The organism is Streptomyces sp. NPDC090119, from assembly GCF_044747085.1.
GTDB lineage: Bacteria > Actinomycetota > Actinomycetes > Streptomycetales > Streptomycetaceae > Streptomyces.
Map to the genome: position 1 here is coordinate 791,877 of NZ_JBIVDK010000002.1, position 15,239 is coordinate 807,115.

Annotated in this window: 11 protein-coding genes; 6 read left to right on the forward strand and 5 right to left on the reverse strand. The window is 70.9% G+C overall.

The genetic code is table 11. The features are described 5' to 3' along the window. Positions 1-60: 60 nt before the first annotated feature. Positions 61-546, reverse strand: coding sequence for a ribose-5-phosphate isomerase (locus tag ACIPPM_RS11000; RefSeq protein WP_401445694.1), 486 nt, complete (start codon positions 544-546; stop codon positions 61-63). 245 nt (positions 547-791) lie between these two features. Between ACIPPM_RS11000 and ACIPPM_RS11005 the strand changes: the two genes are divergently transcribed. Then, on the forward strand, positions 792-2,216 hold the full coding sequence (locus ACIPPM_RS11005) for an amino acid permease (RefSeq protein ID WP_401445696.1): 1,425 nt from the start codon (positions 792-794) through the stop codon (positions 2,214-2,216). Between the two features lie 89 nt (positions 2,217-2,305). Here the strand turns inward: ACIPPM_RS11005 and ACIPPM_RS11010 are convergent, their stop codons facing one another. Together ACIPPM_RS11010 and ACIPPM_RS11015 are read right to left on the reverse strand one after the other, a co-directional pair. Beyond that, a complete protein-coding gene (locus ACIPPM_RS11010) occupies positions 2,306-2,698 on the reverse strand; it encodes a hypothetical protein (RefSeq protein WP_401445699.1) in 393 nt (130 codons plus the stop codon). A 138-nt stretch (positions 2,699-2,836) separates the two neighbouring features. Beyond that, a complete protein-coding gene (locus ACIPPM_RS11015; RefSeq protein WP_401445701.1) occupies positions 2,837-3,415 on the reverse strand; it encodes a biotin transporter BioY in 579 nt (192 codons plus the stop codon). A 308-nt stretch (positions 3,416-3,723) separates the two neighbouring features. Here ACIPPM_RS11015 and ACIPPM_RS11020 point away from each other — a divergent pair, with 308 nt between their 5' ends. Beyond that, positions 3,724-5,106 carry an amino acid permease gene (locus ACIPPM_RS11020; protein WP_401445704.1) on the forward strand — a complete coding sequence of 461 codons (1,383 nt, stop codon included), beginning with the start codon at positions 3,724-3,726 and terminating at the stop codon, positions 5,104-5,106. A gap of 210 nt (positions 5,107-5,316) precedes the next feature. Here the strand turns inward: ACIPPM_RS11020 and ACIPPM_RS11025 are convergent, their stop codons facing one another. Continuing rightward, positions 5,317-5,979: a DsbA family protein gene (locus ACIPPM_RS11025; RefSeq protein WP_401445706.1), complete on the reverse strand. Its 663-nt coding sequence runs from the start codon at positions 5,977-5,979 to the stop codon at positions 5,317-5,319. Positions 5,980-6,117: 138 nt separating this feature from the next. On the opposite strand from ACIPPM_RS11025, the gene pepN reads away from it, so the two are divergent. Together pepN and ACIPPM_RS11035 are read left to right on the forward strand one after the other, a co-directional pair. Then, complete coding sequence (gene pepN / locus ACIPPM_RS11030; RefSeq protein WP_401445709.1) at positions 6,118-8,688, forward strand: aminopeptidase N; 2,571 nt, start codon at positions 6,118-6,120, stop codon at positions 8,686-8,688. 207 nt (positions 8,689-8,895) lie between these two features. After that, positions 8,896-9,933: a hypothetical protein gene (locus ACIPPM_RS11035; protein ID WP_401445711.1), complete on the forward strand. Its 1,038-nt coding sequence runs from the start codon at positions 8,896-8,898 to the stop codon at positions 9,931-9,933. On the opposite strand, the gene ACIPPM_RS11040 is transcribed toward ACIPPM_RS11035, so the two are convergent. Further along, on the reverse strand, positions 9,930-10,397 hold the full coding sequence (locus tag ACIPPM_RS11040; protein WP_401445713.1) for an NUDIX hydrolase: 468 nt from the start codon (positions 10,395-10,397) through the stop codon (positions 9,930-9,932). The genes ACIPPM_RS11035 and ACIPPM_RS11040 overlap by 4 nt on opposite strands. Positions 10,398-10,597: 200 nt before the next feature. Here ACIPPM_RS11040 and ACIPPM_RS11045 point away from each other — a divergent pair, with 200 nt between their 5' ends. Then, on the forward strand, positions 10,598-13,891 hold the full coding sequence (locus ACIPPM_RS11045) for a S8 family serine peptidase (RefSeq protein ID WP_401445715.1): 3,294 nt from the start codon (positions 10,598-10,600) through the stop codon (positions 13,889-13,891). A gap of 331 nt (positions 13,892-14,222) precedes the next feature. Next, a complete protein-coding gene (locus ACIPPM_RS11050) occupies positions 14,223-15,239 on the forward strand; it encodes an aspartate-semialdehyde dehydrogenase (protein WP_393606871.1) in 1,017 nt (338 codons plus the stop codon).

The following is a 15,239-nucleotide window of genomic DNA, read 5'->3' on the forward strand; positions in this document are numbered from 1 at the left end:
GGGCGTCCTTCCTGGGGGCGCGGGCCCCCGCCGCGGGTCGGCGGCGGGGGCGGCGCGGTGCTACTGCTGGGGGTGGTGCGCCGGGACGGGCGGGAGGTCGCCGGTGTTCTCGTAGTCCGCGAGCATGTCGATGCGGCGGACGTGGCGCTCCTCGCCGGTGAACGGGGTGTTCAGGAAGATCTCGACGAACTTGGTCGCCTCGTCCTCGGTGTGCTGCCGGGCGCCGACGGCGATGACGTTGGCGTCGTTGTGCTCGCGGCCGAGCGCGGCGGTGGCCTCGCTCCAGGCGAGGACGGCGCGCACCCCCTTCACCTTGTTGGCGGCGATCTGCTCGCCGTTGCCGGAACCGCCGATGACGATGCCGAGGGAGCCGGGGTCGGCCACCGTGCGCTCAGCCGCCCGCAGGCAGAAGGGCGGGTAGTCGTCCTGGGCGTCGTAGATGTGCGGCCCGCAGTCGACGGGCTCGTGCCCCGCCGCCTTCAGCCACTCGACGAGGTGGTTCTTGAGTTCGTAGCCCGCATGGTCGGAGCCGAGATACACGCGCATGCACCGAGTGTGTCACGCCTGATTGCGGGCAGCAGCTCCGGGTTCGACAGGGGATATGTGAGGCAGACCATAGAACCTCAAGGGAACCTCAAGTAACAATCCGGATTCAGAGGTTCCCGAATTCGTTCCCCTCAGATTCACTGGACCGCCTCGTACACCGCTCGTACGAGGGCCCGTACGACGACGTACGACTGCTTCGCCGTCCGTACGGGAACCGCTCCACCTGGCGCAAAGGAATTCCGCCCATGTCCCAAGGTTCCGGGCTGCAAGCAGGTCTCAAGAACCGCCACCTGTCGATGATCGCCATCGGTGGTGTGATCGGCGCCGGCCTCTTCGTCGGCTCCAGTACGGGTATCGCCACGGCGGGCCCCGGCATCCTGCTGTCCTACGCCCTCGTGGGCACGCTCGTCGTCCTCGTGATGCGGATGCTGGGCGAGATGTCCGCGGCGAACCCGACCTCCGGCTCCTTCTCCGCGCACGCCGACCGTGCGCTGGGCCGCTGGGCCGGTTTCTCCATCGGCTGGCTGTACTGGTTCTTCTGGGTCGTGGTGCTCGCCGTCGAGGCGACGGCCGGCGCGAAGATCCTGGAGGGCTGGATACCGGCCGTCCCGCAATGGGGCTGGGCGCTGATCGTGATGCTGGTGCTCACGGCCACCAACCTGGTCTCCGTCGGCTCCTACGGTGAGTTCGAGTTCTGGTTCGCCGGGATCAAGGTCGTGGCGATCGGCGCGTTCATCGTCGTCGGCGCGCTCGCGATCTTCGGTGTGCTGCCGGGTGCCCACACCGACAAGGCGGGCCTGTCCAACCTCACCGCCCACGGCGGCTTCCTGCCGCACGGTCCGGGCGCGATCCTCACCGGTGTACTGCTGGTCGTCTTCTCCTTCATGGGCTCCGAGATCGCCACGCTGGCGGCCGGTGAGTCGGAGAACCCGCAGCGCGCGGTCACCAAGTCGACCAACAGCATCATCTGGCGCATCGCGGTCTTCTACCTGGGCTCGATCCTCGTCGTGGTCTCGCTGCTGCCGTGGAACGACCCGTCGATCAAGACCGACGGTTCCTACGTCGCCGCGCTGAACTCCCTCGGTATCGCGCACGCCGGTCAGATCATGAACTTCATCGTGCTGACCTCGGTGCTGTCCTGCCTGAACTCGGGTCTGTACACCGCGTCCCGCATGGCGTTCTCGCTCGGTCAGCGGGGTGACGCGCCCAAGGCGTTCGCCAAGACCAACTCCCGCGGTGTGCCGATGGCGGCCATCCTGGCCTCGGTGCTGTTCGGCTTCGTCGCGGTGTTCTTCAACTACAAGTTCCCGGACTCGGTCTTCCTGTTCCTGGTGAACTCCAGCGGTGCGGTCGCGCTCTTCGTGTGGCTGGTCATCTGCTTCTCGCAGCTGCGGATGCGGAAGATCATCCAGCGGGAGGCGCCGGAGAAGCTCGTCGTGAAGATGTGGCTGTACCCGTACCTCACCTGGGCCACGGCCGCGATGATCGTCTTCGTCCTCGGCTACATGCTGACCGACACGGAGCACGACGGCCGCGAGACGGTCCTGCTGTCCCTGATGGTGGCGGCGGTCGTCCTGATCATCGCCTTCGTCAAGCAGTCGATCACGGCGAAGAAGGGCCGGTCGGAGCTCCCGGCCACGGAGGACCCGGAGAAGGTCCCGGCGGCCTAGCCTTCGGCACCACGACAGCGTGAGGGGGGAGGGAGCCCGGCCGGGCTCCCTCCCCCCTCCTTTCGTCTCCCGTCACCCGCGTCGTCCGGTCAGCCGCCGAGCACGAGTCCCGCGCCGGTGAGGAGCGGTGCCAGGAGGATCAGCCTCATCGGCACGCTCGCGGGTATGTGCGGCAGATCGGCTTCCGGGACACCCGCCTCTTTGGCCACGGCCCATCGCGCCACGTCCTTCTGCCGGCCGGCGACGCACAGCGTCATGGAGAGCATCGCCCCGACGTATGCGCCCAGGCACCCGGAGACGGCATGGCCTTCACCCACGTGGAAGCCCGCGGCCATCACGGCGAGGACCACGGGAGCGAGCAGCGCCTGCGTCCTCGTCCCCGGTGTCGGCATCCACGGCACGTACACCCCCAGATGGACGACCACCGCCATGGCGGCCAGCCCCCACCACGCCCCCACCGGCATCACATCGGAACCAAGCACGACATGCCCCCCTCGGGACGACGCCCGGCCGCCCGGTGCGCCGAGATCGCTCGGTGGATCACTTTCGCACGGACGTGACGTGAGCATGAAAGAGCCCCAGGACCACCGTGGTCCTGGGGCTCTTTGGTGTGGGGGGGGTCAGCTCTTGTTCGTCAGCTTCCACGCCGTGGGCAGGACGCCCATCGCCAGGGCGGCCTTCAGGGCGTCGCCGATGAGGAAGGGGGTGAGGCCCGCCGCGATGGCCGTCGTGGCGGACATGTCGGCGGCGAGGGCCAGGTAGGGGACGCCGACGGCGTAGATGATGGCCTCGCCCAGGAGCATCGTCCCGGCCATGCGCAGCGGCGAGCGGTCCGCGCCGCGGCGGGCCAGGGCGCCGACGGCCGCGGCGGCGAGCAGCATGCCGAGGACGTAGCCGAAGGAGACCGAGAGGCCGGAGCCGCCCTGGGCGAACCACGGCACCCCGGCGAGGCCCGCGGCGGCGTACACCGCGAGGGCGGCGACACCGCGGCGGGCGCCGAGCGCCGAGCCGACCAGCAGTGCGGCGAAGGTCTGTCCCGTCACCGGCACCGGGGAGCCGGGCACCGGCACCGCGATCTGGGCCGCGAGACCGGTGAGCGCCGCGCCGCCGAGCACGAGGGCGGCGTCGCGCACGCGCGAGGAGGGAAGGAGGTCGGCGAGGACGGCGCCGGGCCGGGCGGTGACGCTGGCGGTGCTCATGGGGACTCCGCGGGTGTGTGGACAGGGACAGGTGACAACATCTGGACGCTATACCGGCCCGCACGCACCGATCACCGTCTGTGCTCGACAAAGGCGTGAACAGCGGCTTGGTGGGCTTCGCACAAAGGATGCGGCTTACACCGGAAGCGGCGTGATACCGGTCACCGAGCGCCCTGCCGCGCGGTGAACGGACGTAAGCATTCCGTAAGCGATACGTCCGCATACCGGACACATCCCGTACTCGGCGGCCGACTTCGCCCAGACTGGGGGAGTTTTTACCCACCTACCGCACTGGACGAGCCGCGCCGATGCCCAGCACCACCACGCAAGCGCCGCAGGAGCAGCAGCAGGGCGTCCCGCTCTCCTCCGGCCTCAAACAGCGCCACCTGTCCATGATCGCCCTGGGCGGTGTGATCGGCGCGGGCCTCTTCGTCGGCTCCGGCGCCGGTATCGCCGCCGCGGGCCCGTCCATCGTGGTCGCCTACACCCTCTCCGGCCTGCTGGTCCTGCTGGTGATGCGGATGCTGGGCGAGCTGTCGTCGGCGTACCCGTCGTCGGGCTCGTTCTCCGCGCACGCCGAGCGGGCGATCGGGCCGTGGGCCGGGTTCACCGTCGGCTGGTCGTTCTGGGTCATGCAGTGCACGGTGGTCGGCCTGGAGGGCATCGGCGCCGGGAAGATCGTCAGCGGCTGGCTGCCGGGGACCCCGCAGTGGGCCTGGGTCGCGCTGTTCATGCTGATCTTCTGCGGCGCGAACCTGACCGCGGTGAAGAACTTCGGCGAGTTCGAGTTCTGGTTCGCCGCCCTGAAGGTCGCCGCGATCTGCGCGTTCCTGCTGCTCGGTGTGCTGGCCATCGCGGGCGTACTGCCCGGCACCCACTCCCCCGGCACCTCGAACCTCACCGACCTCCTGCCCAACGGCAGCCAGGGCCTGGTCCTCGGCCTGCTCGCGTCGGTGTTCGCGTACGGCGGGCTGGAGACGGTCACCATCGCGGCCGCCGAGTCCGAGGACCCGGTGCGGGGCGTGGCGAGCGCGGTGCGCACCACGATGTGGCGGATCGCGCTGTTCTACATCGGCTCGATGGCGGTCGTGGTCACCCTGGTCCCGTGGGACTCGAAGGAGGTCGTGGAGCGCGGCCCGTACGTCGCCGCCCTGGACACCCTCGGCATCCCCGGCGCGGGCCGGGTGATGGACGTCGTGGTGCTGGCCGCGCTGCTCTCCGCGATGAACGCCAACATCTACGGCTCCTCGCGCATGCTGCACTCCCTGGTCCAGCGGGGCCTGGGCCCGAAGGTGCTGGCGAAGGTGTCCGGCGGGGTGCCCCGGATCGCTGTCCTGGTGTCGTCCGTCTTCGGCTTCGGCTGTGTGCTGCTGAGCTACTGGCGTCCGGACGACGTGTTCATGTGGCTGCTGAACATGATCGGCGCGGTCATCCTGGTCGTCTGGATCTTCGTCGGCGTCTCCCAGCTGCTGCTGCGCCGCCGTGCCGAGCGGGCCGGTGAGGCGCCGCCCGCCGTGCGGATGTGGGCGTTCCCGTGGCTGACCTGGGCCGCGCTGCTGGGCATGGTGGTGATCCTGGTCCTGATGGCCGAGCAGCCCGACACGCGCGTACAGCTGTACTCCACGGGCGGCCTGACGCTGGCCCTGGCGGCGGCCGGGTACGTCCGGCAGCGGGCGCGCGCCCGGCGCTGACCCCGACCTTCGCCGAAGGCCCCCACGTGCGCACGTGGGGGCCTTCGTGTCATCCCGTACCCGCGAGCGGGTTTTGTTGCTAGCGTGTAGTTGCAAGTTACTTGCAACAAGGCTCCCGCCTCGTGATCGTCTTCTCAACCTTCACCGGCGGGCGGATGAGGGAAGCCCCCCGCGAGGACGTGACTCGCGGGGGGCTTCTTCCTGTATTGGCTAAAGGTTGCTGAAGTCCGGGCCGACCGTGCGGCTGCGCTTCAGCTCGTAGAAGCCCGGCACCGAGGCGACCGCGACGGTGCCGTCCCACAGTCGGGCCGCGGCCTCGCCCTTGGGGGCCGGGGTGACCACGGGGCCGAAGAAGGCGATCTGCTCGCCGTCCGGGCCGGGGACCGCGATGACCGGGGTGCCCACGTCCTGGCCGACCTTCTCGATGCCCTCCTTGTGGGAGGCGCGCAGCTCGGCGTCGAACTCGAAGTCGGTCTGGTCGAAGTAGTCGATCAGGTCGGCGGGCAGGCCGACCTCGGCGAGCGCGCCCTCGACGGCCTCGCGGGTCGGGCCCTCGCCCTCGTTGTGGATACGGGTGCCGAGCGCGGTGTACAGCGGGCCGAGGACGTCCGCGCCGTGCTTCTGCCAGGCGGCGGTGACCACCCGGACCGGCTGCCACGCCTTGGTGGCGAGCATCTCCCGGTACTCCTCGGGCAGCTCGTCGATCCGGGGCTCGTTGAGGACGGCGAGGCTCATGATGTGCCAGCGCACCTCGATGTCACGGACCTTCTCCACCTCCAGCACCCAGCGGGAGGTCATCCAGGCCCAGGGGCAGAGCGGGTCGAACCAGAAGTCCACCGGGGTCTTGCCCGACGTGGTCGCGGTCTCGGACATGTCTCTCCTCGCGAGATGGTCTTTTCCAGCGGCAACAGCACCCCCGGCCTCGCCATTCCCCGATGCCGCCGGTCAGGGCCGCATGGCAGGATCGTGCCGTTCAGAGCCTGATCCTGCGTCCCCAAGGGAGTGCCGCCCGTGCCCGGTGAGAATCTGTCCCGCGACGAGGCTCGCGAGCGAGCCGCCCTGTTGTCCGTCGACGGGTACGACGTGGCGCTGGACCTGCGCTCCGCCGTGGGCGGGTCCGACGGCGAGCCCCGCACCTTCCGCTCGGTGACCACGATCCGTTTCCGCTGCGCCGAGCCGGGCGCGACGAGCTTCGCCGACCTGATCGCGCCGAGCGTGACCTCGGTGTCCCTGAACGGCCGCGACCTCGACCCCGGCGAGGTGTTCGACGGCACCCGGATCGCGCTCACCGACCTGGCCGCCGACAACGAGCTGATCGTGGACGCCCAGTGCGCGTACTCCCGCACCGGCGAGGGCATGCACCGCTTCGTGGACCCCGAGGACGGCGAGGTCTACCTCTACACCCAGTACGAACCGGCCGACTCCCGGCGGGTGTTCGCCAACTTCGAGCAGCCCGACCTCAAGGCGCCCTACCGCTTCGAGGTGCGCGCGCCCGAGGGCTGGACGGCGTGGAGCAACGGCGCCGGTGAACTCAGCGACGGCGTCTGGCGGTTCGCGGAGACCAAGCCCATCTCGACGTACATCACCTGCGTGGTCGCGGGCCCGTACCACTACGTCACGGACTCCTACGAGCGGGTGCTGGAGGACGGGTCCAAGCTGGAGATCCCGCTCGGCGCGATGTGCCGCAAGGGTCTGGCGCCCTACTTCGACGCCGACGACATCTTCCTGATCACCAAGCAGGGCCTGGACTTCTTCCACGAGCACTTCGACTACCCGTACCCCTTCGGGAAGTACGACCAGGCGTTCGTGCCCGAGTACAACCTCGGGGCGATGGAGAACCCGGGGCTGGTGACCTTCCGGGAGGAGTACATCTTCCGGGGCAAGGTCACGCAGGCGTCGTACGAGGCGCGGGCCAACGTCATCCTGCACGAGATGGCGCACATGTGGTTCGGCGACCTGGTCACCATGGTCTGGTGGGACGACCTGTGGCTGAAGGAGTCCTTCGCGGACTTCATGGGCACCTTCGGCAACGTCGGCGCGACCCGCTTCACGGACGCGTGGACGACGTTCGCCAACCGTCGCAAGGCATGGGCGTACCGCGCGGACCAGCTCCCCTCCACGCACCCCATCACCGCCGACATCCGCGACCTCCAGGACGCCAAGCTCAACTTCGACGGCATCACCTACGCCAAGGGCGCCTCCGTCCTCAAGCAGCTGGTGGCCTACGTCGGCCAGGACGCCTTCCTGGAGGGCGCCCGGCGCTACTTCAAGCGGCACGCCTACGGCAACACCCGGCTGGCGGACCTGCTGTCGGTGCTGGCGGAGACCAGCGGGCGGGACATGTCGGCGTGGTCCCGCTCCTGGCTCCAGACCGCCGGGGTCAACTCCCTCACGCCGCAGGTGCTGCTGGACGACGAGGGCCGGATCGCGGAGTTGGCCGTGGTGCAGGAGGCGCCGGAGTCGCATCCCGAACTGCGCCCGCACCGGGTGAAGGTGGGGCTGTACCGCCTCACCCCCGAGGGGGAGCTGAAGCGGTACTCCTGCGAGGAGCTGGATGTCGACGGGCCCCGCACGGTCGCCGGGTACGCGGCGGGCGCCGAGGCTCCCGACCTCGTCCTGGTCAACGACGACGACCTGACCTACTGCAAGATCCGGTTCGACGAGACCTCCCTGGCCACCCTCCGCGAGCACCTGGGCGCGCTGTCCGACCCCCTCGCCCGCGCCCTGTGCTGGTCCGCGCTGTGGAACCTGACGCGGGACGGCCTGCTGCCCGCGCGGGAGTTCGTGGCGCTGGTGCTGCGGTTCGCGGGCCGGGAGTCCGACATCGGCGTGCTGCAGATGCTGCACGCCTGGGCCGGTACCGCCCTGGAGCGGTACGCGGCGCCCGAGTGGCGGGCGACGGGCGGCGAACTGCTGGCGCAGGGCGCGCTGAAGGAGCTGCGGGCGGCCGGTCCGGGCAGCGAACAGCAGCTCGCCTGGGCCCGGTTCTTCGCCTCCGTCGCCTCCGGCCCGGCCGACCTGGCCCTGCTGAAGGAGCTGCTGGACGGCACCGAGACGGTGGAGGGCCTGGCCCTGGACCAGGAGCTGCGCTGGGCGTTCCTGGAGCCGCTGGCCGCGCACGGGGTGGCCGACGAGGAGGTGCTCGCGGCCGAACTGGCCCGCGACGACACCGCGTCGGGCAAGCGGCACCAGGTGCGCTGCCTGGCCGCACGGCCGTCGGCGGCGGTCAAGGCCCAGGCGTGGGCGCAGGTCGTGGAGTCGGACGCGCTGTCCAACGCGCTGGTGGAGGCGACCATCGCGGGCTTCGGCCGGCCGGGACAGCGGGAGCTGACGGAGCCGTACGCGGAGAAGTACTTCGCCGTGCTCGAGCGGGTGTGGCGGGAGCGGTCGATCCAGATCGCCATGCACATCGTCAGCGGCCTGTTCCCGGCGTACCAGGACCGGCCCGGGACCCTGGCGGCGACGGACGCGTGGCTGACGGAGCACGCGGACGCGGCCCCGGCGCTGCGGCGGCTGGTGCTGGAGGCGCGGGACGACCTGGCGCGGGCGCTGCGCGCACAGGAGTGCGACGCCGACGCCTGATCTTTGGCCTGAGCTTCGTCGCCCGGTGACCGTTACGGAATCCGGGCACCGCGACCCGTAACCCCTGGTCCTCCCCCGAACGGACCAGGGGTTTTCGCGGCCTATTCGGCACCCGAACACCCGTCCTTTAGTACCGTGTTGTCCGCATTTTTCGACGGCTGTGTAACAGCGGTTACGGGTGGGCCGGAAGTAGGGCATTCCAGAGCCATGACGCACGACACCCCGCTCTCCCCCCGCCCGCTCCGCCACCTCACCGAGGTCCACCGCCGGGTCCTGACCGCCGCCCAGTTGCGCACCCACGGGGTGACGACGGCCGAGCTGAACGAGCGGTGCCGGGCCGACGGCCCCTGGCGGCTGCTGCTGCCCAACGTGGTGCTGCTGCACTCCGGGGCGCCCACGAGCGAGGAGCGCCTGCACGGCGCGCTGCTGTACGCCTCCCGCGAGTCGGTGCCGGGGGTGCCCGCCCAGCCGGGTGCGGGCGACCCGCACCGGGGCGCCTACGCAGAGGCGATGCTCACCGGCCCGGCCGCGCTGGCCCTGCACGGCCTGCCGTCCGCTCCCTCGCTGGTCTCCCTGGAGCGGATCGACGTCCTCGTCCCGAGGCTGCGCCGACTGCGCTCGACCGGGTACGTGCGGGTGGTGCGCACCCCGGACCTCCCCGTCGCCCGGCCGGTGGCGGGTCTGCCGGTGGCGCCGGTGGCACGGGCGGTGGCGGACGCGGTGGCCCACCTGAGCGACGCGGACACGGTACGGCGGCTGCTGGCCGAGGCGGTGCGCGACGGGCATTGCGATCCGGCCGCGCTGGTACGGGAGTTGACCGAGGCGAGGCTGATGGGCCGGGCCCATGTGGTGGACGCGGTGGACTCGCTGGTGGCCGAGGGCCGCGCGACCGCCGAGGACCGGCTGTACCGGATGGTCACCGGGTACGGGCTGCCCGACCCGGTGTGGAACGTGGACCTGCGTCTGCCCGGCGGCCCCCATCTGGGCGGGCTCGACGCCTACTGGCCGGAGCAGGCGGTCGCCGTGGAGCTGGACACCCGGGCCCCGCGCCAGGACGAGGACGCGACCTGGTCGGAGTACGCCCGCAAGCGGGAGCACCTGGAGCGGCTCGGGATCACGGTCGTGCACATCACCCCGAGGAAGCTGCGGGAGTCGGCGGAGCAGCAGGCCGCGGTGGTCCGTACGGCGCTGATGGCCGCCGGTGACCGCGACCCGGCCGCGTACGTGGTGGTGCTGCCCCGCTAGCCGGTCTCGCTCAGCGCGTCCAGGCGGCCGGTGGGCGGGCGTTCGCGCCACAGGCGCAGGGCGGTGTCGACCAGGGACACGCGGGTGAGTCCGGCCACGGCGGCCAGGTCGTGCCAGGCGGCGAGGTCGGTGGAACCGCCCACCTCGTACCGGAGTTCACCGCCGGTGACACGCGCCGCGTACAGCAGCCGTACGCCGTGGTGGTCGACCGCGCGGCCGGGGAAGCGGCCGGGCAGCACCACCCGGCCGGTGTGCACACCGAGCAGGTCGGTCACCGCCACCCGGTAGCCGGTCTCCTCGGTCACCTCGCGGCGCACGGTGTCGTACGGGTCCTCGCCGAACTCGGCCCCGCCACCCGGCAGTACCCACTCGTGGCCGCCGCCCGGCGCGGGCGAGCGGGCGAGCAGGAGCTGTCCGTCCCGGACACACACGGCGTAGGCCGCCACCCTCAACTTACGTCGCATGCCGGGACGTTAGCGCGCTCCACCGGGGAACCGAGTGAATTCGTGCTTATTCGGTCCCCAACCGCACACATCGCATCGCGGGTTTTCCCCATACATGGATTTCGATTCGGTCAACGAACCCCAAAAATCGGTCGCTTGGGAAAGGCTGCGCTGGTCCGGCACTGGACCTCGCGGACAACCCTCACCGACTAAGGGATGCGATGACCCACTCCCCCGACCGTGATCCGATATCCGGCCCGAGACGCCTGGCGCGTCTGAGCGTGGCCGTCGGCGTGGTGGCCGCCCTGTGTGCGGCCGGCCCCGTGCCGATGGCGCTGGCCGCCGACGCGCCGCCCGCCGACCCGGGTGCCAAGTCCGCGCCCCGCAAGCTCGGTCCGGACGACGCCGACCGGCTCGCGGAGGCCAAGGCGGACGGCGCCAAGAGCGTCACGATGATGATCGCCACCGCGCCGGGCGCCACCGAGCAGGTCGCCTCGCAGCTGGACGCGGCCGGCACCGTGGGCCGCACCTTCGACAAGGTCGGCTACGTCCGCGCCACCGTCCCCACCGCCCAGGCGGACTCGGTCATCGCCGCCGCGGCCAAGCTGTCCTCGGTGCACGCGATCGACCTGCGCCAGGAGATCCCGCTGGACGACCCGGCGCCGGGCGCGGACACCGCGAAGGACGCCAAGAACGCCCGTACGGCCGCCACTTACCCGGCGCCCGACAGCAAGACCCCGGCGAAGAACCCGTACAACCCGTCCTTCGAGACCGGCGCCGTCGACTTCGTGAAGAACAACCCGAAGGCGGACGGGCGCGGAGTCACCATCGGCATCCTGGACTCCGGTGTCGACCTCGGGCACCCGGCGCTGCAGAAGACCACCACCGGTGAGCGCAAGATCGTGGACTGGGTCACCTCCACCGACCCGGTGAGCGACGGCGACGGCACCTGGCGGCGGATGACCGCCGCGGTCTCCGGCCCCTCCTTCTCCGTCGGCTCCGGCGCGACCGCGGAGACCTTCAAGGCCCCGGCCGGTGCCTACAAGTTCAACTACCTGTACGAGTCCGCCACCACCGGCGGCGACATGCAGGGCGACCTCAACCGCGACGGTGACACCACCGACGCCTGGGGCGTGCTGTACGACCCGGCCACCGGCACGGTCCGCGTCGACACTGACGACGACCTGGACTTCAGCAACAACGCGCCGATGAAGGCGTACAAGGACGGCTACCAGGTCGGCTACTTCGGCACCGACGACCCGAAGACGGACGTCGTCGAGCGCATCCCGTTCGTGGTCGAGGTCCGCAAGGACGTCGTCTACAACGCCGCGGGCGCCAAGGCCGACTACGTCAACATCGGCGTGATCGAGTCCGAGCACGGCACCCATGTCGCGGGCATCACCGCGGCCAACGGGCTGTTCGGCGGCAAGATGAACGGTGCCGCGCCCGGCGCGAAGATCGTCTCCTCGCGGGCCTGCACCTGGTCCGGCGGCTGCACCAACGTCGCCCTCACCGAGGGCATGATCGACCTGGTGACCAACCGGGGCGTGGACATCGTCAACATGTCCATCGGCGGCCTCCCGGCGCTGAACGACGGCAACAACGCCCGCGCCGAGCTGTACACCCGGCTCATCGACACCTACGGCGTGCAGCTCGTCATCTCGGCCGGCAACTCCGGCCCCGGCGCCAACACCATCGGCGACCCCGGCCTGGCCGACAAGGTCATCTCGGTCGGCGCCGCGATCTCCAAGGAGACCTGGGCGTCGAACTACGGCTCGGCCGTGGAGACCCCCTACGCCCTGATGCCGTTCTCCTCGCGCGGCCCGCGTGAGGACGGCGGGTTCACGCCGACCATCACCGCGCCGGGCGCCGCGATCAACACCACCCAGACCTGGCTGCCCGGCTCCCCGGTCGCCGAGTCCGGCTACACCCTGCCCGCCGGGTACTCGATGCTCCAGGGCACCTCGATGGCGTCCCCGCAGGCCGCGGGCGCGAGCGCGCTGCTGCTCAGCGCCGCCAAGCAGAAGAACATCGACCTCACCCCGGCCGTGCTGCGCACCGCGCTGACCTCGACCGCGCACCACATCAAGGGCGCGCAGGCGTACGAGGAGGGCTCCGGCCTGATCGACGTCGTGGACGCCTGGACCGCGATCCGGCTCGGCGCCTCGGCGCACGAGTACACGGTGAAGGCCCCGGTCGACACCGCGCTCGACGACGCCCTGAAGACCCCCGGCTTCGGCACCGGCCTCTACGACCGCGAGGGCGGCCTGAAGTCCGGCCAGCGCAAGACGTACGACGTCACGGTCACCCGCACCACCGGCGCCGACCGCGCGATCTGGCACCTGCTGAGCTTCGGCAACGACCCGGAGCACACCTTCCGCGTCGTCGGCAGCCCCCTGGTGAAGCTGCCGCTGAACCAGCCGGTCACCGTCAAGGTGGAGGCCGCCCCGAAGTCGGCCGGGCTCAAGAGCGCGATCCTGCGCGTGGACGACCCGCTGACCGTGGGCGTCGACAAGCAGATCCTCAGCACGGTCGTGGTGGCGAGCCCGGTGGACTACACCCGCTCCGTCTCCGGCTCGGTGCAGCGCAACAGCACCCGCTCGTACTTCCTGACCGTGCCCGAGGGCGCGAAGTCGCTGGAGGTGGCCATCGGCGGCCTGAAGTCCGGCAGCCAGACCCGGTTCATCGCCATCCACCCCTACGGCACTCCGGTCGACAACACCGGCACCCCGTACTGCTACAACAACTACCTCGACGGCAACGGCTGCAAGGCCGACGTGCGCTCGTACGCCGACCCGCAGGCCGGTGTCTGGGAGGTCGAGGTCGAGGCGCGCCGCACCTCGCCCCTGCTGGACAACCCCTACAAGCTGGACGTCTCCGTGCTCGGCGCCGTCTTCGACCCGGAGACCGTGACGGTGCCCGAGGCCAAGGTGGGCGTCCCGGCCACCGCGTCCTGGAAGGTCACCAACAAGTACGCCGCGCTCGACGGCAAGCTGGTCGGCGGCCCGCTGGGCTCCGCGAAGGCCGCCCGCCCGGCGATCAAGGAGGGCGAGACCGCGACCACCACGGTCGACGTCCCGGCCGGTGCCAAGTCCCTGGACGTGGCCATCGGCAAGGTCTCCGACCCGGCCGCCGACCTCGACCTCGCGGTGTACGACTCCTCCGGCAAGGAGGTCGGCAAGTCCGCCGACGGCGACTCGGAGGAGGCCGTCTCCATCCCCTCCCCCGCCGCGGGCACGTACACGGTCGAGGTCGTGGGCTACTCGGTCCCGGCCGGTTCCACCGACTACGACTACCGGGACGTGTTCTTCTCCGACACCCTCGGCGCGGTCACGGTCGACGGTTCGGCCCCGGTGAAGCTCGCCACGGGCGCCTCCGCCACGGTGACCGGCCAGGTCACGGCCGCCGCCGAGGCCCCGGCGGGCCGCGAGTTCTTCGGCCGCGTCCAGCTCGTGAACGCGCGCGGCACGGTCGCGGGCAGCGCGAGTGTGCAGATCGCGAAGGTCACGCCGTAGCCGGAGGATCTTCCTGACCGAGGGGCGGGCGTCCTGGTGGGCGCCCGCCCCTTCGGCGTGTGCGGCGTGCGTCACACCTCCGTATGGCGGGAGGCCGGACGGGCAGGGAGCCGGACAGCACGGCTTGCGGCCCACGGGGCCGGGGGAGGGAACTTCTGCGGTCCCGACCCGCACGGAACCGCAGGTCCGGAACCGTCCGCCGGGCGCGGGTGTCCCTCACATCGGGCACACCCGCGCAAAGAATTGGACACGCGGCCCTGTGTCGGCCGCATGATGGAAAAGTGCCGGTCAAGCAAGTGACCCGGTACTGGGACAGACAGAGGGAGTCGTCGTGAGGGTCGGAATCGTCGGAGCCACCGGTCAGGTCGGCACGGTCTTGCGCAAGATCCTCAAGGAGCGGGACTTCCCGGTCACCGAGCTGCGCCTGTTCGCCTCCGCCCGCTCGGCCGGGACCGTGCTGGACGGCGTGACGGTGGAGGACGCCTCGGCCGCCGACTACTCGGGCCTGGACATCGTGATCTTCTCGGCGGGCGGCGCCACCTCCAAGGCGCTCGCGGAGAAGGTCGCCGCACAGGGCCCGGTCGTGATCGACAACTCCTCGGCCTGGCGCCGGGACCCCGAGGTGCCCCTGGTGGTCTCCGAGGTGAACCCGCACGCCATCGCGGACCGCCCGAAGGGCATCATCGCCAACCCGAACTGCACCACGATGGCCGCGATGCCGGTGCTGCGCCCGCTGCACGAGGAGGCCGGGCTGGAGGCGCTGGTCGTCGCCACCTACCAGGCCGTCTCCGGCTCGGGTCTCGCGGGCGTGGCCGAGCTGCACGGGCAGGCGCAGAAGGTCGTCGCCGACGCCGACAAGCTGACCCACGACGGCGACGCGGTGGACTTCCCCGAGCCGGGCGTCTACCAGCGCCCGATCGCCTTCAACGTGCTCCCGCTGGCCGGGTCCATCGTGGACGACGGCCTGAACGAGACCGACGAGGAGCAGAAGCTCCGCAACGAGTCCCGCAAGATCCTGGAGATCCCGGAACTGAAGGTCTCCGGCACCTGCGTACGCGTCCCGGTCTTCTCCGGCCACTCCCTCCAGGTCAACGCCCGCTTCGCCCGCCCGATCTCCGTCGAGCGCGCCACCGAGCTGCTGGCGCAGGCGCCGGGTGTCGCCCTCTCCGAGATCCCGACCCCGCTCCAGGCGGCCGGCCAGGACCCGTCGTACGTGGGCCGCATCCGCGCCGACGAGACGGTGGACCACGGCCTCGCCCTGTTCATCTCCAACGACAACCTCCGCAAGGGCGCCGCGCTGAACGCGGTACAGATCGCGGAGCTGGTGGCGGCGGAGCTGAAGGGCTGA